Source organism: Pedobacter gandavensis (assembly GCF_032678465.1).
Taxonomy (GTDB): Bacteria; Bacteroidota; Bacteroidia; order Sphingobacteriales; family Sphingobacteriaceae; genus Pedobacter; species Pedobacter gandavensis_B.
Genome location: NZ_JAVTSK010000001.1, coordinates 118,849 through 144,368, shown reverse-complemented (window position 1 = coordinate 144,368; position 25,520 = coordinate 118,849). Strand labels below are relative to the sequence as shown.

Annotated in this window: 1 protein-coding gene; it reads left to right on the top strand. The window is 43.2% G+C overall.

Translation table 11 applies throughout. The features are described from left to right. Positions 1-184 precede the first annotated feature (184 nt). Positions 185-25,516, top strand: a complete 25,332-nt coding sequence (locus R2Q94_RS00495) for a choice-of-anchor Q domain-containing protein (protein ID WP_316819472.1) — start codon at positions 185-187, stop codon at positions 25,514-25,516. Positions 25,517-25,520: the final 4 nt, after the last annotated feature.

Below are 25,520 nucleotides of genomic sequence, written 5' to 3'. Positions count from 1 at the left end.
GCAAGGTTGATTTTGTTGTTTAAACTATCGATAATGCGTGTTTTTTATGGTCTTTTTTAGGAAGGTATTTCCTTAAAGGTCCATAAGTTGCGATTTTCTTTCTTTGGTGGAAACTGAAGAAAATCTTTAACCCTACATATACTGAATCTTAATTTTTTCAAGAAGAAATCCCGTTTATTAAATTATGCGTACCTCCCTTTTTAAGGCCATTGCTTTTTCTATTTTTTTCTTTTACGCTCTTCAAATTTCCGCTCAAACTAAAATTTATGTAAATACTGCTGCTAAGGGTGCAAATACCGGTGTGGATTGGGCAAATGCCTATACCGACCTGTTGAATGCGATTTCCAAATCAGTTGCCGGGAATGAAATCTGGGTAGCAAAAGGAACTTATAGTCCTGGGGCAGTTGCTGCTGCTACATTTACCCTAAAATCGGGTGTAAAAATGTATGGTGGTTTTGCCGGAACTGAAAGCCTGTTGACAGAGCGTATCGCCGATTCAAGGGGATTATTTACGGTTAATCAAAGTATTTTGACTGGTAGCAATATCAATAATCACGTTGTGACTAACCTTGCAAATGTTCCTAAAGAAACTGTTTTGGATGGATTTACGGTCAGTGGAGGAAGAACTGTCAACTCCAATAGTCAAAGTTCAATTGCAAACAGGGCTGCTGGGATTTATAACAATGCCGGATCTGCAACTTTTCAGAACTTATGGATTAAAGATAACATGGCGAGTCATTATGGTGCTGGATTTTTTAATGCAGGACCCGCTACATTGATCAATCTTGTTCTGGAAAACAATAGCCTGTACAATGCTGCATATAGCAATGCTGTTGGAGCAGGAATGTACAATTCAGGGGCGGTAACTTTAAGTCGTGTTTCTTTTATCAACAATACCGGGGCCAGCTCCGGAGGCGGATTGTATAACACCGCAACAATTACATTGGAGGATAATGTGTTCAATAACAATGCCTCAACTGTAAATGGGGGCGGAATAACCAGTACTGGTTTGTTGACGTTAGACCGTATTAGCTTTATCCAAAATACAACAGGTCAGCAAGGAGGAGCAATTTATTCAGGGGGCGGCATGACGGTCCGCAACTCTATTCTCAGTAGAAATAGGGTAAGCGGAACAGCAGTAAGTCATGTTGGGGGTGCTGTATATGGGGCTTCCACTGCGATGAACATCTTCAACTGTAGTTTCAGTAATAATGAAATTGCTTATGTGATTGCTGATAATAACAATAATACTTACGGAGCAGCTTTAAATGCTGCGGTAGCATCAAATGTATATAACAGTATTTTCTGGGGAAACAAGCGGGGAAACAATCTTCCAGATCAGATTGGTGGCGTTAAAATCACCATGGAAAGCAGCCTGGTTCAAAATAACTATAGCTATGGACTAAACAATATCATTGGAAATCCTGATTTTGTAGATGCCGCGCAAGACGACCTGAGGTTGAAAAATGGTTCGATCGCTATTGATGCTGGGGACAATTCCAAACAGAATGGTACGACTGATTTCGCTGGAAATTCAAGACTGGTGGCTGCGAACATAGACCTGGGGGCAATAGAAAGCCCTTCAGGTATGTCCGGAACATTAGACATTCTTCCTGGAAGCATCAGCGGCCAGCAACGCGGGTTAGCTTATAGCCAGTCGCTCAGCCTCAAAGCTGGGGCTTCAGCGAGTAAATGGGAGATTACTTTTGGACTTTTGCCTCCAGGAATTAGCTTAAATCCGCAAACAGGACAGCTAACTGGGATACCAATGATTGCAGGAAATTATTCGGTTGTCATTAAAGCGACTAGTGGAAGTCTGGTGGGAAGCAGACAATACAATTTTGTCATCAACCCTGGTGTAGCAAGACTACACGTAAATGCATCGGCACCAGGCTTAAACAATGGTATCGATTGGTCAAACGGATATTCGAGGTTGCAAACTGCACTGGCGCTTGCAAAAGTTGGAGATGAGATTTGGGTAGCAAAAGGGAAATATAGTCCGTATTTGCATGCTGATTCTGCATTTTCGATGGTTTCAGGTGTAAAAATGTATGGTGGGTTTGCAGGAACGGAAAGTAGCCTGACTCAACGATTGGCCGATGAATCGGGCAAATTCACAAGAAATGAGTCTGTGTTAAGTGGAAATGGGATCAATAAACATGTCATCTATAATTTGGTCGCTCTTTCTGCAAATACCCTAATGGATGGCTTTACCGTATCAGAAGGTTATGCAAATGGTACCTCAACAAATGGCCAGGGAGCCGGAATATACAATGGTAGTTCAGTAGGAAATGCCATATTTAATAACCTTGTCATTAAGAATAACAAGGCCAATACCCATGGTGGAGGTATGTTTAATATGGCTGTGGGCTTAAAATTGACGAATGTTCTTTTTGAGAATAACGAAGCAACGACTTCCACCAGATACGGTGGCGGATTGTATAATTCAGGAGCAAATGCCAGTTTGAATCAGGTAATGTTCAGGAATAATATCGCAGTTCAGGGAGGCGGAATATATAACGTAGCCGCTAAAGTAGCCTTAACTGAAAACAGTTTTGAAGGAAATAATACGACTGCTTTGGGTGCTGGTATAGCAAATACTGCAGAAATCAGTATCACAAATAGTGTATTTAAAAACAATACCACTAAGACTTATGGTGCTGGAATCTATAGTTCTGGAACAGCCACACTGGATCAGGTCTCATTTCTTGAAAATACAGCAGAACAAAAAGGTGGAGGTATCTATGCTTTAGGAACCATTACTTTACGTAATGTTATTCTCAGCAAGAATAGTGTTACAGGAACCGCTGCAACTTACTATGGTGGGGGTATGATGATGGAAAGCGGTACAGCAAACATTCTCAACAGTACTTTTAGTCAGAATACAGTAGCGCTTACTGCTGCTGAAGGAAGCTTTGTTGGTGCTGGTTTATGGGCTGCACCAACTACAGTGAATATCCACAATACTATTTTTTGGGGCAACAAAAGAGGGAATGATGTTGCGGACCAGATTGGTGGTGCAATACTTAGAGACATGGCCAATAATATTGTCCAGAATAACTATACTTCAGGAACAAATAACCTGATCGGTAATCCTGATTTTGAAAATGCGGATCAACATGATTTCCGATTAAAAAATGGTTCCATTGCAATTGATGCCGGAAATAACCTTAAGGTCAGTACAGAAGTAGATTTTGCTGGAAATACCAGGATCATCAATGGAACGGTTGATATCGGTGCATTGGAACATCCGATAGGAATGCCAGCTTCCTTAACCATTATGCCGGCTGAAATTCAAGCGCAGATCCGAGGCGCTAATTTCCAGCAGGAATTGACCCTTAGCGGTGGTGCTGGTGTGGCACAATGGTCGCTACATACGGGTGATTTACCTTTGGGTATTGTTTTGGATGCTAAAACAGGGAGGTTAAGTGGAATTCCAACAGTGGCCGGAACTTATGTTTTTGTGCTGCGCGTATTGCAGGGAGATAAGGTTGGAACCAAACAATATACGCTTGTTGTAAATGGCGGCGCTACCAGATTACATGTCAATGCTGCAGCTTTAGGAAGGAATAGCGGGAACGACTGGTCTAATGGTTTTACCAGGTTACAAACTGCATTGGCTCTTGCAAAAGATGGCGATGAGATCTGGGTAGCGAAAGGAACCTATAGCCCATTTTTACATGTAGACTCTGCATTTTCTATGGTTTCAGGGGTGAAAATGTATGGTGGTTTTGCAGGGACAGAGACGGAGATCAGTCAGCGGCAAGCAGACGCATCTGGTAAATTTACCGCCAATGAGACGATTTTAAGTGGAAACGGCACCAATAAACATGTGGTATTTAATGTTGGAATCCTCTCTCCAAATACCTTGATGGAAGGTTTTACCATTTCAGAAGGTTATGCAAATGGAACTTCAACAAATGGACATGGAGCAGGGATTTACAATGGTGCATCAGTAGGCAATGCAATTTTTAATCATCTGATTATTAAAAATAATAAAGCAAATATCTATGGTGGAGGGATGTTCAATGCCGCTGTTGGCTTAAAAATAAACAATGTTCTTTTTGAGAATAACGAAGTAACCACTACCACCAGGTATGGTGGTGGACTGTACAACTCTGGTGCTAATGCAGTAATGAATCAGGTTGTTTTCAGGAATAATACCGCATTACAAGGTGGAGGATTATACAATATCACTGCGGTTAAAGTAGTGTTGACCGAAAGTAGTTTTGAAGGGAACACGACCGCAGCATCCGGGGCTGGAATGGTGAATACCGGTGAGGTGAGTTTAAGTGATGTGGTCTTTAAAAATAACACAACTAAAGCCTATGGTGGAGGGATGTATAGTTCAGGGACGACAGTATTAGACCGGGTTTCATTCCTTGAAAATTCGGCAGAACAAAGAGGAGGAGGACTTTATGCCTCATCTCTGGTGACAGTGCGAAATTCGATCTTTAGCAAAAATACGGTAACAGGCACCGCAGCCTCTAATAATGGCGGTGGAATGATGGTGGAAAGCGGTACTGCGAATATTCAGAATTGTACTTTTAGTCAGAATGCGGTAGCACTTACTGCTACAGAGGGGACATTTCTTGGGGGCGGTTTATGGGCAGCCATAAATACTGTCAATATTTACAACAGTATTTTCTGGGGCAATAAGCGTGGCGCTAATGTAGAAGATCAGATTGGTGGAGTTGTCCTTAAAAACATGACAAATAATTTGGTTCAGAACAATTATACTTCCGGAACCAATAACCTGATTGCTAATCCTGATTTTGAAAATGCGGAACAACATGATCTTCGTTTAAAAAATGGTTCTATTGCCATTGATGCAGGGGACAATCAGCAGGTGTTTACCGCCACAGATTTTGCAGGAAAGACCAGGATTGTAAATGGAACAGTAGACCTTGGTGCATTTGAAAATCCACTGGGGATGTCTGCTTCTTTGACTATCCTACCGGAATCTTTAAACGTCCTGACGCGTGGTGCTGCGATTGAGTTAGCGCTTAGCCTAAACAACGGAGCTGTGCCAGCAAGCTGGTCGGTGGCGACTGGTGCATTGCCTTTAGGCTTAACTCTAAATCCTCAAAGCGGAATGATTAGCGGGATTCCTATGATTGCCGGAACTTACATTTTTGTAATTCGTGCGGTTAAGGGAAATCTGATTGGAACCAAACAATATACGATGGTTGTCAATCCAGGAGCTACCAGGTTACATGTGAAGCTGGATGCAACAGGAATCAATAATGGTGTAGATTGGAAAAACGGGTTTGTCAAGTTACAAACCGCATTAACTTTGGCAAAAGATGGTGATGAAATCTGGGTAGCCAAAGGGAAGTATACTCCTGTAGCGGTCCTGGATTCCGCTTTTTATATGGTTTCCGGCGTAAAAATGTATGGTGGATTTGCAGGTACAGAAACGAGCCTAAGTCAGCGTGTTGCTGACGCCAATGGGAAGTTTACCCAACAGGAAACGATCTTAAGTGGTAATGATTTTAACCGACATGTAATGACCAATGCTACAGCCTTAGGGCTAGAAACATTGCTTGACGGCTTTACCATTTCTGATGGAAACTCCAACCTTTCCGGTGGAGGGATCAATCATCTTGCAGCGGCAGCAAATGGTACCTTTAGAAACCTCATCATCAGAAATAATAAGGGGACCCAATACGGAGCAGGTTTTTATAATCTGGCGCCGGCATTAAAAATTGATAACGTACTTTTTGAAAATAATATCCTGATTACCGGGAATCGTTATGGAGCTGGATTATACAATTCTGGCGCCAATGCAGTAATCAACAATGTTGTCTTTAAAGGGAATCAGGGAACAATTGGTGGAGGTATTTACAACTCCGGAATTGGAGTTACCATCAATAAAGCCATATTTGAAAATAACCTGGGGCTTACCTATGGAGGGGCATTGGTGAATGCTGCAAATGTGACCAACCTAATCATTACCAACTCTGAGTTCAATAAGAACAGATCAGAGGGACATTCCGGAGCGATCTACAACGGGGGTACCATCACCATCACAGATGCGGTTTTCAAAGAAAATACAGCAGCCTTAATTGGCGGTGCGATGAATAACGTGGCAACAAGTACGCTGGATCGGGTAGCTTTTATCGCCAATACCGCGGTACAAAACGGAGGGGCTTATTACGGAACGGGCACCAATACGATGAATAACGTAGTGTTTAGTCGTAATAAGGTGACAGGATCATTTAATGGAGGTGGATTGTATTTGTACAGTGGGATTTTAACCCTGACCAATGCAACTTTCAGCAATAACAATGTTGCTTTTGTCCCAGTGAATGGCGGTGCCGGATTATTTAAAAACAGTGGTACCGCAAGAATTTACAACAGTATATTCTGGGGGAATACCCGTGCTGGTGGAGTTTCAGATCAGCTAAACACCGGGATCAATGCGATCATCAGTAGTACAGTGCAGGATGACTATCCCACAGGAACAGCCATCCTGGTCGGAGATCCATTATTTACCAATCCGGAAACTGATGACCTGAGTCTTAGAAGTGGATCTTTGGCTATCGATAAGGGAAATAACAGTTATACCAGTACTACAAATGATATTGAAGGAAATCCAAGGTTTTACAATACGATCGTTGATCAGGGAGCCTATGAAAATCAAGGTGGAGCTTCTTTAAAAATCACGCCGGCCACTCTTCCGGTGATGGTACGTGGTGAAGAGCAGAATATTCAATTACAGGTAACTGGTGGAAGTGCTGCCTATACCTGGGGCTTATTGTCGGGGGATCTTCCTCCGGGAATCTCCATCTCTCCGGAAGGGAAGATTTTTGGGCGTGCGATGATTCCGGTAATTGGCGGATATACTTTTGTAGTTGCGGTAACTGATGGTACGCTCATCGGGTCTAAACAATATACAATAGAAGTACAACAAGCTGCAACACGGATTTACGTACGTGAAGCTGCAACAGCTGCGAAAAACGGCTCCAACTGGAAGGATGCGATTACCGATCTTCAGGTGGCGCTGGCTCAGGCTGGTGCAGGAGATGAGATCTGGGTTGCAAAAGGAAATTACCTGCCAGGTTCAGATGTAGGCTCCACTTTTACATTGAAAGAAGGGGTTAAAATGTACGGTGGTTTTGAAGGTACTGAAGATCAGTTGGCACAACGTGTTGCGGATGGAAATACTTTATATGCTACCCATGAATCTATTCTGAACGGTAATGGAAAAAGTTATCACGTAGTCTCAAATACAGCGGCCCTAACTGCAGCAACGATTTTAGATGGATTTAGCATCAGTGGAGGAAGAACGGCAACGGGAAGTAGCTCAATTGGGTATAGTGCTGCCGGGATTTACAATAATGCAGGAACGGCCGTTTTCAGAAACCTTTGGGTGAAAAACAACAATGCCTATCAGGTTGGCGCCGGTATTTATAACAATAGTCCGGCGACTTTTGAAAACATCCGAATGGAGAAAAACATCGTTTCAGGTGGTGCTGGTTACGGAGCTGGATTATACAACCTGAATGCTCAGGCCAGTTTTAGAAAACTGACCTTCATTGAAAATGAGGGTGTATTAGGTGGAGGTATGTACAATTACCTTGGGGAAGTGAGACTGGAAGATGTTCAGTTTCTACGTAATAAAGCGAGTTCTGGTGGTGGTGCTGGTCTATACCATAGAACAGGTTTACTGACCATTAGAAAAGGAGTTTTTGATCATAATATTTCGGCGACTACTGGTGGCGGGATCCTAAATGCGGGGCTTATTGATGCAGAGGATTTAACCTTTAAAGGAAATACTTCCGCAACTCAAGGTGCGGGCGTTTATACCAGTGGAACATTTACCCTGAACCGTGGATCTTTTATTGCGAATATGGGAGTGCAACATGGAGCTGGTATTTACAACAGCGGAGTGATCCGGTTAGACAATGTCATCTTTAGCAGAAATGCGATCAGCGGAATAAATACCAGTGGATATGGAGCGGGGCTGTATCATGCTTCAGGAACTTCTACCCTTTCCAATACCACTTTTAGTAACAACAGCACGGCCTACGTTCATGCAACAACGGCTACAGGGGCAGGATTTTTCAAGGCAGCATCTGGAACAGCGGCCATTTACAATAGTATCTTCTGGGGTAACAGGCGTGGCGGAAACGTAGTAGATCAGGTATCTGGTGCAGGTTTGACCATTGCAAGTTCGATCGTTGAAGGTGGTTATGCTGCGGGAACAAATATCTCTATTGGGAATCCATCTTTTACAGATGCAGCTAATGACAACCTGCGTGTTAAACCAGGATCGGCAGCCATAGATGCGGGTGATAATTCAGCTACTGGAACTTCCAGAGATCTGGACATCAACGAAAGGGTCGTGAACGGCCAGGTTGATATGGGAGCTTATGAAAATCAGGGAGGTGCTAGCTTAAGCATTCTTCCGGCTACACTTCCTCAGGGAAGCAGGGGGGCTATCTTGAATCAACAATTTACGGCAAGTGGCGGAGAAGGGAAATTAACCTGGACCGTATCATCAGGTAGCTTGCCTCCTGGACTTTCTTTAAGCCCCGGAGGATGGCTGACAGGTAGAGCGATGACTGCAGGCAGTTATACATTTGTCATCGCTGTAACTGATGGACAGTTTATCGGAAGCAAGCAATACACTTACCTCATTAATGCAGCCAGTACACATTTATTTACCCATGAAAAGGCAACAGGAAAAAAGAATGGTAGTGATTGGGAAAATGCCTATACGGATTTACAATTGGCCATTACCGAATCCATTGCGGGAGATGAAATCTGGGTGGCAAAAGGGAGTTATAGTCCTGGTTTACTCGCCACTTCTACCTTCAATTTAAAAGAAGGTGTTAAAATATATGGAGGCTTCGCCGGAACAGAAGCAAGTTTAGAGACAAGAAAAATATCAGAAATCAATACCACAAATAAAAGTATCCTGGATGGTAGCCAGGGAGTAGCAAGCTACCATGTTGTTTCCAATACCATTGCAGTAAGTAATGCCACTTTATTGGATGGGTTTACGATTAGCGGAGGAAAAACACTGACTTCTAATAGTAGCAGTTTGGGCACAAACCATTATGGAGGGGGAATTTTTACCAGCCTTGGGAATCCGGTATTCAATAACTTGCTCATCACCGGGAATAATGCGGTTTATGGTGGAGGTATGATGATTTACGGAGGCACCGCCACGATCAGCAATACTCAGTTTGTTGGCAATACCACTACAGGAAGTTATGGAAGGGCTGCCGCTTTATATGTAAATAACGGGGCAACAGGAAATCTGGATAGCCTTACTTTTGAAAACAACGTGGTGACCGCTGGAAGCAGTAATTATGCTGGGGCAATGATGAATTATGGTGTTTCAAACATTAGCAATGCGACTTTCAAAAACAATAGAATAGATGGAACTGGCTATGCACAAGGTGGTGCTTATTACCATGCTGCAGGTGCTTCTTCAAAAATATCAACAACTACTTTTATTGAAAATACAGCCTTAACTGGTGCTGCCGCTTATCTGAGCACAGGAGTTCTGGAGCTGAGGGATCTCAGCTTTATTGGGAATAAAGCCACTGGGATGGGGGGTGCCATTTATAATATTGGCACACCGGTTTTAGACCGTGTTTCCTTTATTGCAAACGAGGCAGTACAACATGGCGGAGCTTTTTATTCTTCGGGTGTTGCCAAGCTTGACAATGTAATTTTCAGTAGAAATAAGGTCAGCTCAACCGGCAATTATTATGGTGGAGCAATGTATCAGGCTGCCAATGCAAATTTAATTAACGTTACATTTAGTAATAACAGCATTGCCAGAGCAGCGGCAGGCGGTGGTGCTTTATTCCGCAGTAGTGGAACAGTGAGTATTTACAATAGTATATTCTGGGGAAATACCTACGGTGCAAACCTTCCTGATCAGATTTCAGGAATAGTAACGATTGACCAGAGTATTGTGCAGGGGAATTATGCAGGAGGAACAAATATTGTGATTGGGAATCCATTATTTGTGAATGCAGAGCAGGACAACCTTCGTCTAAAAGGCGGTTCTCCGGCAATAGATATGGGGAACAATACGAAGATCTCTACTACTAAAGATCTGGATGGCAATCCTCGCTTAGTTAATGAAACCGTTGACATGGGTGCTTATGAAAACCAGGGCACAGCCAGTCTGATCATCGCACCATCAAGTTTGAAGGCTTACGATCGCGGTGAAAAACTGGAGGTTCCTTTAACGGTAAGCGGTTCAATAAATGCCTTAACCTGGAAAATTACTTCCGGAAATTTACCATCAGGAATTGTGCTTAAACCTAATGGCGAACTGTCGGGGAGAGCAATGATTGCGGGCTCTTATATTTTTGTACTGGGAGTAACTGACGGAGAATTAGTGGGTAGTAAGCAATTCACTTTACTGGTTAATCCTGCGACTGCGGTACTATTTACCAATGTGGCTGCAACCACCGGCAATAACGATGGTAGCAGTTGGGAACATGGTTTTACTGATTTGAAAAATGCCTGGAATAAATCCATTACAGGTGATCAGATCTGGGTCGCGAAAGGAAAGTATAGTCCAGGCTTACTGGCCACAGACTGGTTTACTATGAAGGAAGGTGTTAAGGTTTACGGTGGTTTTGCCGGAACTGAAAAAAACCTTGAAGAAAGACAGCACAATAACATCCATATCGATCATCAGACCATTCTGGACGGAAGTCAGGGATTAGCCAGCAGACACGTTGTGTTTAACAATCTGGCATTAACTACCGCGACGATACTAGATGGATTTACCATTAGCGGCGGACAAGCACTTGCCACGGGAGATACTGATAACCATAGAGGTGGAGGTATCTACAACTATGCAACGGTAAAAGCGATTTTTAATAACCTTCAAATACTAAATAATAAAGCCGATCGTGGCGCTGGTATTTACAACCAGGGACCAGCAGTATTTACACAAATCCTTTTCCAGGGCAATGAAGCCAGTGCTTATGGAGGAGGGATGTACAATTTAAATACCGCAATCACTCTGAACAATGCCACTTTTAAGCAAAATACCGCCAGACTTTATGCCGGTGGATTTGCACATAATGGTGGGGTTCTGAATATGCAGAACAGCTCATTTATCAATAATACGGCAGGCCAGCAGGCCGGGGGAATGTATCACCTTGGAGGAACAGCTAATCTGGACAATGTGGCATTCAGCAGAAACGCGGTAACTACAGTTGGTGCTTATTACGGTGGTGGCCTATACCTGGCTGCAGCAGCGACTTTAAACAACCTGAGCTTTAGTGAAAACCGTATTGCTTTTACACATGCCAGCACAATAGGTGGGGCTGCAATGTACCGCAGTGCGGGAGTGGTCAATGTGAACAATAGTATTTTCTGGGGTAACAAACGAGGAAATGATGTTGCTGATCAGCTGAATGCCGGGATAGGATTATATCACTCATTGGTACAAGGCGGATATGCGACTGGAACGAATGTGCTGATCGGAGATCCTTTATTTGAGCAGGCAGCTACTGATCGTCTGCAGCTAAAAGGAGGTTCTCCAGCGATAGATGCCGGCGACAATTCAAGAAACAATAGTACAACAGATGTATCAGGAAACCCAAGGGTGGTGAATGATCAGATCGATCTTGGGGCTTTCGAGAATCAAGGGGGATCAGGATTGAAAATTCTGCCTGGAACTTTTAGCCCATTCTTAAGGGGAGTAAATCCTGCAATTCAGTTGACCGCTACCGGAGGTTCCGGAAATTATACCTGGATCATTCAGTCGGGAAGCCTGCCAGTAGGTCTGACGCTAACACCTGAAGGTTTAATCACCGGAATGCCAACCTTAATGGGTAGCTATACTTTTGTAGCTGCAGCAACGGACGGTCAGTTGATCGGAAGTAAACAATATACCGTTACTGTAACTGCTGGTGCAGCGCGCTTATATGTAAGTCAGCATGCAAACGGAGGAAATAACGGGAGTAACTGGGCGAATGCATTCAGCGATTTACAACCTGCATTGGCGCAAACATCAGCAGGGGATGAAATCTGGGTAGCCAAAGGAAATTACAGTGCCGGAACAACGGCTAGCTCTTACTTTATCTTAAAAGAAGGAGTAAAGATGTATGGTGGTTTTGCAGGAACAGAGTCCCTATTGACAGAAAGAGATAGCACAGGTATCTCGGCTACAAATGAATCCATCCTTGATGGTAGTAAAGGAGTGGCAAGTTACCATGTGGTGTACAATACTGCGGCTTTAACAGAGGCCACTGTTCTGGATGGTTTCAGTATTCAGGGAGGAAAATCACTGACGACTTACAGCTCTGGTTCGAACGCCAATTACTATGGAGCAGGAATATACAATACTGCCGGATCTGCCATTTTCCGCAACCTTTGGATTAAAAATAACATTGCTACCTATGGAGCAGGACTATTCCACCAGGGCACGGCGAGTTATACCAACATCACATTTAGTAACAATGAATCGAAAGGTTATGCTGCAAGGGGATCTGCAGTTTACAATGGAGGCAGCTTTAAACTTCAAAAAGGACTTTTTGAAAACAATAAAATCACAGAATCGACCAGTTATACCGGATATGGAGCAGGTATTTTTAATGCCGGTGCTTTGGAGCTGAATGAGGTTAGATTTATCAATAACACCATTAACAGCGGACAAGGAGGGGCGATTTATTCCAGCTCAGGAGCAGTAGTAAAGATTAAGGAAGCGACATTTACAGGAAATAAGGCAAGTACAGGTGGAGCTTTATTCTTTGCAAATGGTAGCCTGGACTTATACTCGGCAAGCTTTAAAGACAATACCGCAACCGGAACAGGAGGAGCAATTTATACTGCCGGAACGATGACCTTAAACCGCATCAGCTTTATAGGGAATACTTCGGTACAGCATGGAGCGGCGATCTGGTCGGGCGGGACATTGAAAATAGACAATAGCATTTTTAGTAGAAACAAAGTAAGTTCTACTTCAGGATATTTTGGAGGAGCAATTTATATCGGTTCAGGAACTACGAATATCAGTAACGTGAGTTTCAGTGGCAACAGCATTAATTATGTTAATGCGAGTGCAACCTTAAGTTATGGAGCCGCATTATACCGCAGCTCAGGAACGGTTAACGTTCACAACAGTATCTTCTGGAACAATAAGCGTGGCAATAATGTGGCCGATCAATTGAATGCCGGGATCATCATTGGCAATTCCATTGTTCAAAATAATTATGCTACAGGAACCGACATTAAGATCGGAGATCCAATGTTTGAAGACGCATTGGCAGATAACCTTAAACTCAAAGGAGGATCTTTAGCGATCAATGTGGGAGATAACAATTGGCAGACTTTTGATCAGGATCTGGCAGGAAATCCAAGATTGGTCAATGATGTGGTAGATTTGGGCGCCTACGAACATGATGGTGCCGGACAATTGATGATCAGTCCGACTGTAATTCCAGACCTCAGTAGAGGAGCTTATCTGGATCTTCAACTGACTTATTCCGGAACTACCTCACCGGTAAGCTGGAGCTTCCAGGGAGGTAAACTACCCACCGGACTGGTGTTCCTGCCAGATGGTAAATTAAGAGGAACGCCAACCTTAGTAGGCAGTTATACCTTTGTCATCGGAGCTACAGATGGAACAATAGCAGGAAATAAACAATATACAGTAAACGTAAAAGAAGGATCAGTCAGGTTATTTGTCCATCAAACGGCAACTGGCGACAATAACGGAAGCAACTGGCAACATGCCTTCACCGATTTACAAGCCGCAATGGTACAAGTCAAAGCTGGGGATGAAATCTGGGTAGCGAAAGGAACTTATTCTCCGGGAGCATTGGCAACTAGCTATTTCACTTTAAAGGAAGGTGTGAAAATGTATGGTGGTTTTGCAGGAACGGAATCACTACTCACAGAAAGAGATAGTATAGCCATTTCAGGGACGAATGAATCGATGCTGGATGGGAGTACTGGAGTTGCCAGTTACCATGTAGTCTACAATACCGCAGCCTTAACTTCGGCAACGGTTTTAGATGGTTTTAGTATCCAGGGAGGAAAATCGCTGACTACTTATAGTTCTGGTTCAAATGCCAATTATTATGGTGCAGGTATTTACAATACTGCCGGAGCTGCGATCTTCCGAAACCTATGGATTAAAAACAATGTGGCCACTTATGGTGCAGGTCTTTTCCATACCGGGGATGCAGAATACAGCAATATCAGATTTACGAATAACATTGCTAAAGGATCATATGCCCGTGGTGCTGCGGTTTATAATAGCAAAGGTTTTACCTTAACCAAAGGTGTTTTCGAAGATAACAAAATCACGGAATCGGCCAGTTATACCGGCTACGGAGCCGCGATTTTTAATAGCGGATTATTAGATTTAGATGGGGTTAAATTTGTAAATAATACGATTGCCAACGGACAGGGAGGAGCAATTTACAACAACTCTGGAGCAGGTTTAAAAATCAGCAAAGCGGAGTTTAGTGGAAACAAGGCGACTACTGGTGGAGCCTTATTCATTGCAAATGGCTTCCCGGAAATCACAGATGTGATCTTTAGGGCTAATGCTGCGACAGGCATGGGGGGTGCAATTTATGCTGCTGGAACACCAGTGTTAAACCGGGTTTCCTTTATTGAAAATACTTCCGTACAGCATGGTGGGGCCATCTGGACCAATGGCAGTATCAGAATTGACAATAGTATTTTTAGTCGCAATAAAGTAAGTTCAACTGCAGGTCATTATGGAGCTGCAATTTATGTGAGTTCTGGAGAAGCGTTGATCAATAACACCACTTTTAGTAACAATAGTATCAACTACATCAATGCTAGTGCGACTCTAAATTATGGAGGAGCATTATATCGCAACTCGGGTGTAGTTACCCTTCATAATAGTATCCTATGGGGAAATAAGCGCGGTAATAACGTAATGGATCAGCTCAATGCAGGTATTGTTGCAGGCAGCACTTTAATTCAGAACAACTATGCTACGGGAGAAGACATCAAGTTTGGAGATCCGATGTTTGAAAACGCAGCGGCGGATAATCTGAAATTAAAAGGAGGCTCTCTGGCTATTGATGCAGGGAAAAACAGCTGGCAAGGATTTGACAAGGATCTTGACGGAAATCCACGTATCATCAACGACCTGATTGATCTTGGTGCTTATGAGAACGAAGGCGGAGAAAGTCTGATTCTAAATCCGGCGACAATCGCGCCTTTGAAAAGAGGGGCTTATGCTGAAATTCAATTAACAGCAACAGGAAGCAGTTTACCGCTAACCTGGAGTTTCCAGGGAGGGAAATTACCAACCGGATTGGTCTTCCTGCCAGATGGTAAATTAAGAGGTACACCAACAGTGGTGGGTAGTTACACTTTTGTAATTGGTGCAACAGATGGTATCATGGGTGGAAACAGACAGTATACGGTCAACATCTTAAATGGTTCAGGAAGGTTGTTTGTACACCAGTCGGCAACTGGAGATAACAATGGAAGTAACTGGCCAAATGCCTTTACTGATTTACAGGTTGCATTAGGACAAACCTCTGCTGGGGATGAAATATGGGTGGCCAAAGGAATTTATAGTCCCGGTTTACTGATCAATTCCTACTTCAGCCTAAAAGAAGGGGTGAAAATCTATGGTGGTTTTGCAGGAACGGAGACTTTGCTTTCAGAAAGAGACAGTACAGCTATTCGTACTGCCAATGAAACTATTCTTGATGGTAGTCAGGGCAAGCCAAGTTACCATGTGGTTTACAATGCCACAGCGTTAACGAATGCAACAGTGCTGGATGGTTTCTCTATCCAGGGGGGAAATGCAGGGACCAGCTACAACAGCTATTATTACAATGGCAACTATTATGGTGCCGGAATTTACAATTCAGCAGGTGCAGCAGTATTCAATCACCTTTGGATTAAGAACAATGTGGCCAGTTATGGTGCTGGAATTTACCACAGTGGAAATGCAACATATAGCAATATTATTTTTAGCAATAACCGCACAACAGGTAATTATGCAAGAGGTTCGGCTGTATACAATGTAGGTGGATTTAAACTTAAGGGAGGTGTTTTTGAAAACAACAAGATCATTGAATCGGCCAGCTATCCGGGTTATGGATCTGCATTGTTCAATGCAGGGCTGGCAGAATTGACGGATGTCAGGTTCGACAATAATACGATCACCAATGGCCAGGGAGGTGCAATTTACAACAACTCCGGAGCCGCTTTAACCATTACCAATGCCAGTTTTACCGCCAATAAATCCACTACCGGAGGGGCGGTGTTTATCGCCAATGGAACACCGGTATTTACAAATGTTATTTTTAAAGACAATATAGCAACTGGAAGTGGGGGCGCAATTTATGCAAGTGGAACATTGACTTTAAACAGGGCCTCTTTTACCAATAATACTGCTGCATTGCATGGTGGAGCTATTTGGTCTAATAGTGTGTTTAAGCTTGACAACAGTACTTTTAGCAGAAACAGGGTAACATCAACTGCTGCAAATTACGGAGGAGCAATTTATATTTACTCTGGAACGGCAGTGTTGACCAACAACAGTTTCAGCAACAATAGCATCAATTATTTTAAGGCCGGGACTCTAAATTATGGGGGAGCGATCTACAGAAATGCAGGAACGGTCACCTTAAATAACAGTGTGCTTTGGGGCAATACGAGAGGCTCGGCGACAGCAGATCAGCTTAATCTGAATATCAAAGCAAACAATTCCCTGATTCAGGGAGGATATGCAACAGGTGCAAATATCATTGATGCCGAACCAATGTTTGCAAACGCGGCGACGGACAATCTGGCGCTTAGCGGGTGTTCTCCAGCGGTAAATACAGGAGATAATCAACTCGTTGTAGCAGGAAGTAAAGATCTTGCCGGTTTAGAAAGGATCAAATCGGAATGGGTAGATATGGGTGCTTTAGAATACCAGCAAGAGGTAATCGAGCTGAAACCTGCGGCAATGCCACAAGGAAATCGTGGGGAGAGTATCAGCCTGCAATTACGAGGAGTCGCAGGATCGGGAAACATAGGTATTTACAATTATCAGGTCATTTCAGGTAAACTACCTGACGGGTTATCGATGACTCCATCCGGATTGATTAGTGGGAATCCAATTGTGATTGGTAAATACACTTTCGTAGTTAAAGCAACCGATGGGAACTTATGCGGTCATCGCATGTACAACATGGAAATTGTGGCTGGAACAGGGGTGGTGCGTATTCTGGTAAATCAGGCCGCAGTTGCTGGTCAGAACAATGGAAGTACCTGGGATAATGCATACCTCGACTTACAAAACGCCTTGAAAGTATCCTTACCAGGGGATCAGATCTGGGTGGCGAAAGGGACTTATAGTCCGGGGCCACTGATCACCTCAACCTTCCAAATGAAAGAAGGGGTGAAAATATACGGTGGCTTCGCTACTACAGAAAGTCTGCTTTCAGAAAGAGATACCCTAAACACAAGAACTGTAAATCAAACCATATTAGCAGGTAATAACATCAACAGACACGTGGTTTTCAATAATGCAATTTTAACAAAAGCAACGGTTCTGGATGGTTTTACCATTTCTGGCGGACGTACAGCAATAGGTGGTAGTGGAAGTGAACCTTATATCGGAGCAGGTATTTATAACAGTCGCGGGGCGATGATCTTTAACGACCTCTGGATTAAAAACAACAATGGAAGTAGTTATGGTGGTGGAATGTACAATGCCGCCGCATCAGTACTAACAAAGATCACTTTTGAAAACAATACGATCAGTACTGGTTCTTATCCTTATGGTGGTGGATTGTACAACTCTGGTGCTGCAACTATGAGCAATCTGGAGTTCCTGAATAATACCGCAAACTATGGTGGAGGACTATACCATGTGACGGCAGCATTGAGCCTGAACAATGTAGTTTTTAAAGAGAATAAAGCAAATCTGATGGGTGCTGGGTTTTATGCCTATAACGGTAAGATTACGGTGGATGGCGCTACGTTTATTGCAAATACTTCGGTACAGTATGGAGCTGGTTTGTACCAGTATGCCTCTACTTTGAGCTTAAATAATGCGGTGTTCAGCAGGAATAAAGTGAGCAGTACTGCGGGATATTTTGGAGCTGGTTTTTATCAATATACAGCAACTTCTACCCTGAACAATGTTACATTCAGTAATAATAGTATAGGTTATGTGAACACCTCTGTCAACAAGTATGGCGGCGGTATTTACCGTAATGCGGGCACTTTAACCTTGCAGAACAGCATCCTTTGGGGGAATAAACGTGGGAATAATGTTGCTGATGAATTGAACCTGAATGTGAAGGTGAGCAATGCCTTGATTCAGGGCGGTTATGCTGCAGGAAAAACAGTAGTAGATGCAAACCCAATGTTTAACCTGACCAATCCTGATGACCTTTCTCTATCCGCATGTTCCCCAGCCATCAATATGGGTGATAATGTGTTTGCTGCGGGATTAACTAAAGATATCACTGGTAAAAACAGGATCATGGCAGATGCGGTAGATCTGGGTGCTTATGAAAATCAGCAGGCTAGAATTATGGTAGGACCTGCAGCATTGCCTGAAGGAATCCGTGGACAAAAATACTTGCAGCAGATGACAGCTACAGGGGGGAATGGTACTTATACCTATGCCATCAGTTACGGTAAATTACCAGATGGATTGTTGATGAGTACTTCCGGAAGCATCACTGGCAGGCCGATTAATAATGGAATTTATACCTTCAATGTAACGGCCAATGATGGCAACCTTTGTGGAAACAGACTATACACCGTAGAAGTAAAACCTGGTGTAGGTGGCGTTCGTATTTATGTGAATCAGGGGGCTACAGGAATGAACAATGGTGCCGACTGGACCAATGGTTTCCTTGACCTTCAGAAGGGTTTAAGTTCTGCCCTTGCCGGTGATACGATTTGGGTAGCAAAAGGAAAATATAACCCAGGTCCTAAAGTCACGGACTACTTTACCCTCAAGGAAAATGTGAAGTTATTTGGTGGTTTTGAAGGAACGGAGAATGAGCTTTCAGATCGGGTTCCTGAAAACATTTTCAGTACGAATGAAACGATTTTAAGTGGGGAAAACAGAAATTACCATGTCCTTTATAACCGTGCTGCCCTAACAAATGCAAGCATTGTAGATGGATTTAGTATTGTAGGAGGAAAGACTGCAACAGGTTCAAATTCCAGCAATGAAGCCTATTACGGTGCGGGTATTTATAATGCTTTAGGAAAGGTCATTTTTAGAAACCTTTGGATTAAAGACAACACGGCCTATAATTATGGAGGAGGTATTTTCAATAGTGGTGCTGCTGAATTTAGCAATATCATTTTGGAGAATAATACGGTGCTTACAGGTGGCTATGCCTATGGTGGGGGGATTTACAACTCCGCTGCTGCAAGTTTTAAAGACGTAAAATTCATCAACAACAAAGCCAGACATGGAGCCGGACTATTCAATATCAGTTCGGCCATCACGATGGACAAAGTGGATTTCAAAGACAATGCGGCGACCATTAGCGGAGGGGCCATTTACAACTCTACTAATGGGAAACCAGTCATCACGAATGCTAAATTTATAGGGAATACTGCGGTGCAACATGGTGGTGGAATCTACCAGTACTCCGGGACTTTAAACATCAGTAATGCGGTCTTTAGCAGGAATCGAGTAACGAGCACAGGTGGTTATTATGGAGCTGCATTGTACCATTATAACGGGGTAACCAATTTGGTAAATACTTCAATGGCCAACAATAGTATCGCCTATGCGAACACTTCTGCAACCAATCAATATGGTGGAGCCGTATATCGTTATACGGGTACGTTGAATATCTACAACAGTATTTTATGGAATAACAAGCGAGGCAACAAAGTTGCCGATCAGCTCACAACAGGTATTATTGTAGCCAACAGTACAATTGAAAATGGTTATAAAACCGGAACCTTAATCTTAAGCAGGGATCCTCAGTTTAACAATCCTGATGGGGATGAATTGTCACTTTCGGCATGCTCTCCTGCCATCAATATGGGAGATAACAGTAAGGTTGCCGGATTGGCTCTTGACCTGGCTGGTGCCACAAGAATTCAGCACAATACCGTAGATATCGGAGCTTATGAATTCCAGGGCTTGTACCTTGAAAATGCAGAACAGCAATTGCCAGAAGCGGATCAATGGAGCCCTTATAATCACCAGCTGACTTTGGCTACTGCAGGGACTTATACCTTTAGTCTTTCTCAGGGATTATTACCTGATGGAATGACTCTAAGTCCGGCGGGAGTAATTTCAGGAGAAGCAAGTGAAGCTGGCGAATATGAGTTTATCCTTGCGGTTGCCGGTGATAATGTGTGTGGGTCATTGAAAATAAAATTGAAAGTGAATCCAAGGGAACCTTATATCATAGAGGTCTTAAAACCTTATCCGCTGCCCGTTAAAATAGACACAGGAACACCATTCGATCAGCTCACACTGGTTCCTCAGGTAGAGGTGATCATGAGTGATCAGAGCCATGCGAAGTTTCCTGTAGCCTGGTTACCGGGGGATTATAATGGGGATGCAGAAGGACTATACACGGTGATTGGAAATATCATAGTACCTAAGCCAGAGATGAACAGGAACAACCTGACTGCCACGGCAAAAGTTGCAGTGATTGATCCGGTATACCCGTATATCATTGCGCTGGAAGAATTGCCTCCGGTATATGTATGGTCTGGAATACCTTTCTCAGAAGTATTACCACAACTGCCAAAGCAAGTTCGCGTCACTTATGACGACCGTGTCACGACAGACATGTTGAGCCTGGTCTGGAAACAGGGGACGTACGACTTAAAGTCAGGTGTATATCGCCTATATGCAGATTTGGTATTGAAAGAGGAGCATGCGAATCCTGCGGGCTTTGAGGCCAGTGTTGATGTGTATGCACAACATGATATTATTTCAGTTGAACCTTTGGCAGACATTACAGTGCCTATAAACACGCCACTAGCTAACCTGCCATTACAATCTTCAATCAGGGTGACTTATCATGATCAGACCACAGGATTTTTGAATGTGATTTGGGATACCTCTATTTATAAGCCAAACAAAGGTGATGAGTATGATTTAAAAGGTAGTCTGCAGTTGAAACCATTAACATCAAACAGTAAACGTTTGTCTGGAGAACAGAAAGTGATCATTCGTAAAAACATCATTTCGGTACTGCCGGTTCCTCCAGCCAGCACAGCTTATGATACTGAGTTTGATGATGTAGCGCTACCGCAGTCGGTTATGGCAAGGTTTGATGATGGCACAACAGATACCGTAGGAGTAGAATGGAAGCCTGGAAAATACAATCCTTTGGTTTCCGCTGATTATAATCTAACAGGTAAATTACTCCATAATTCCAGCATCGATAACACCAGTAATCTGGAAGCAAAAATGGTGTTAACAGTACTTCCAAAGCCAAAAAATATTGTGTCTATTGCAAAAACAGACACTGTTAAGGTCGCTTTTGGAACAAAATTAAATGACATTGAGGCCTTGAAATTGGCCATTCCTGTGACTTACGATGATGGCAGTACTGGTAGTCTAAATATGACCTGGGATACGGAAGATTATGATCCATTGACACCAGGGGTCTATACTTTTGATGGGGATCCGATCCTGATTCCTGGAGTAGCGAATAAAGCTATGCATCGCAGTTCAATCACTATTGTCCTGGGTAAAAAAGAGATCATAGCAGTAACAAATCCCGCTGTAATCAATGTAAAATATGGAACTGAGACGGATCAGATTGGTTTACCAGATGAGGTTGCGGTGAGGTATAATGATCAGTCGACTGGCACAGAAGGGGTACTTTGGAGTTCAGCTACCTATAACCGTTTACAGGAAGGAAGCTATACCTTTAAAGGGGAAATTGTGATCCACGACCAGATTGAAAACCCGGGCATGAAGTATGCAGAGGTGACCGTAAAAGTTGGGCCGAAACCATTAAAAGTAGTGTCCTCGATTCCGGATTCGGTAAATATTCCTTATGGTACGGATTTCAATGCAGCTCTGCTGTTATTCCCGAAAAAGGCTGGGGTAGCTTATGATAACCTGAATTCAGGGAGCTTAAATGTAACCTGGTTAGCCGGCGATTATCTGGCGGAGGAACCTGGCGCTTACCAATTGGTTGGTGAACTGGAAACTCCGGATGGATTCATTAACCCAGATAGTGTGAAGGCAAGTTTAAAAGTTAATGTTGGTAAACGTATCATCAATTCTTACCTGAGTCCGGATGCTTTAACGGTCTTTTTTGGAACGGATGCAGCTGCATTGATTTTACCAGATGCATTGATCGCAGAATTTGTTGATGGAGGAATGCAGGACCTTGGTGTAAACTGGGATCTGAGTAGTTATAATGGAAACCTGGAAGGAAAATACAACATCACTGGTACGTTTATTCTACCGGATGATATTGAAAACTCTAAAGGAATCATTCCTAAAATAGAGATCAATGTATTGCCAAGAGCCAAAGAAATCATCTCTTTAAAAGCGGATACGATAAAGGTGGTTTACGGTACAAAGTTAGCAGATCTTGTTTTCCCTGTTCTTCGCAATGCGAAACTGGATGATGGAACATATCTGGATATTCCGGTGATGAACCCTTCATTTGAAAGTCTGGATTACGACGAAACGCAGGCAGGAGCCTATCTTTTCGAAGGGGAGCTGGCCTTGCCTCAAGGGGTACAAAATCCAGGCAATTTACCAGCTCAGGTATGGGTTAAAGTGGGTAGAAAAGAGATCGTATCGATCGCGCCAACTGCAGCGCTAACTGTGCCTTACAATACTGGTTTCGATGCATTAACCTTACCGGAATCAGTAAAAGTAATTTATAATGATCAGTCGGAAGACCTGTTGCCGGTAGATTGGACAAAAGGAAATTATAATGAAAAATTAGCAGGTACCTATATCCTTCCGGGAAACATGGTAGTCCCTACAGAAATAGACAATCCTAAATCCCTTCAACCAGAGATCAGTGTAACTGTGGCAGAGCAGATCAGAACTTTAATCGCTATTGCTTCGGATTCTCTTTCAGTGTTGAACGGCACCGCTTTAAATGCCCTCGGCCTGCCTGTAAAGGTATCTGGTGTGTTTGATGATGGCACAACGGAAATGATCACGCTGAAGGCCTGGGAAAATACAGATTATAATCCTTTGGAAAAAGGAACCTATGCATTCGTCGGAACGGTTGCACTTCCGGTAAACAGCGAAAATCCGAATGATTTAACGGCATTGTTAAAGGTAAAAGTGGAGGCCAGATTTGTGGTATCAGTAGCTGCTATTCCAGATATGACCGTTCCTCATGGAACTGTGTTCAACAATCTGGCATTGCCATCAATGGTGGATGTGACTTACAATAACCAGCAAACAGAGCCAATATCCGTGTTATGGGAAGAGGGTACTTTCGATGGAAATACTGCCGGAGATTACCTGTTAAATGGTGTATTACTACCAGATAGTCCGGAAGAAAACAAGGACAATAAATCAGCGAAAATTAAAGTAAGCGTACAAGTGCCCCTATTAATGATTAATGCCGTTACGGTAAACTCGCCAATACATTTTCCTTTAGGAACAAGTAAAACTGAGGTAATTGCACAATTAGGCAGTTCAGTACCGGTAAGCTATACTGTTGGCAGTACAGGTATTGCCGGAGTTGATTGGGAATCGGCTGATTTTATAGAAAATGAAGTGGGTAGCTTTAACTTTACCGGGATCCTGGATCCTGCGGTTGGTGCTTCAAATCCTAATGATATTACGGCTAAAGTGCAGGTGATTATTGATCAGAAAAACATCATTGCTGTAGAAGAATCCAAAGCTTTAGTAGATGTCTACGGTAAGTTGTTTAGTGCATTGGAACTGCCATTAACTGTAAAGGTGACCTATGACGATCAGAGTACAGAGGAGCTACCGGTACTATGGGAAGAAACTGGTTATCAAAGTAATCTCTTGCTGGAACAGACGATCAGCGGGGAAGTTCAATTGACCAGCGACATTAGAAACACTTCGGATTTGAAGGGGAAAATTAAGATTACCCTTCAGAAGGATATCGATTCAGTAGCATTGATTACACCAATAACAGTAGCTTATGGGACACCATTCTCAGGATTAGGATTACCTGCTGCCATTGCTGTGACTTATAATGATGGTTCTACAGAGAACCTGGCGGTGACTTGGGATCCTGCAGTCTATACCGCAGCTCCAATTGGTGATCTGCTGATGGTTGGCGAGTTAACCCTGGCACCAAATACCTTCAATACCAGTTTGAAAACAGCCCTGGCGGAGATTCGGATTCAAAAAGCAAGTCAGGTGATTAATTTTACCGCAATTGCCAATAAACAATATGGCGATGATACTTTCCAGTTGCTGGCTACGGCTTCTTCAGGTTTACCGGTTACTTTTGAATTGTTAGACGGATATTTGAACCTCAACGGAGATATGGCTACTATTGAGGGAGTCGGACAAGTCGTAATTAAAGCGGTTCAGGCAGGAAATGACTTTTACGACAAAGCAGAGGCAGAACAAAGATTCTTCATCAGTAAAGCTGTACTAACTGTTCATGGGGATAGCCTGAAACGCTACTTTGCGCATGATAACCCATCATTTACCTATCAAATAGAAGGGTTTAAATATGGAGAAACAGAGATGGGGATCAGGGCAGCAACAAAACTAGAGGGAGAACCAGCGTTCAGCACTACAGCTACTGCAGCGAGCTTACCTGGTGTTTATCCGGTAGCATTGAGTATAGGTTCCTTACAGGCAGATAATTATGATTTTGCATTTGTAAACGGATCTTTGGAAATATCCAGATTGTACCATACGATTACCTGGGAAAGTAACGGTGGAACCGCTGTGGCTCCACTGGTCGTAGAAGATCAGTCGATGATCAGTCCTGCACTGAGTACAAAAGATGGGGCGGTTTTTTATGCCTGGTATGCTGACCAAAATATGGAAACTGTTTTTAATTTTGGCCTCCCAATTACAGAGAGCGTAACGCTATATGCAGATTGGAAGCTGAATCCAATGCCGGGTTCCGGAGCGATCAGTATGAAGATGGTGGCAGATTACATGCTGGCCATCGGAGAATTAAATGAAGCAGAAAGAAAAGCACCATTCTCCCTGTCGGCGTTAAATGCGAAGAGCCATTTGGATGATCAGCTCGCTCCATTTAAATTGAGCGATTGGTATGGTTATGCACCCGTTAAAAAACCACTTTTAAAGACGGTTGCGGTAAGTTCGAAGAGTACGACGGCGGTTCTGACGGGGATGGCATTAACCAGCGACGGAGGTTCAGCAATTACGGAGTCCGGTATCTGTTGGAGTACAGTGCCGAATCCAACATTGGCAGATGCTAAAGTAATGGCAGCTGCGGATGCTATGGTGATCAGTATGGAAGGCCTGAGTACGGGAATTCCTTATTATGTGAAAGCTTATGCAATCAACAAAATGGGGCTGGCCTATGGAAATGAACTGGCTTTCCTCATCAATGAAAATGGTTTAATAGAAATTATAAAGAAATAAAGGA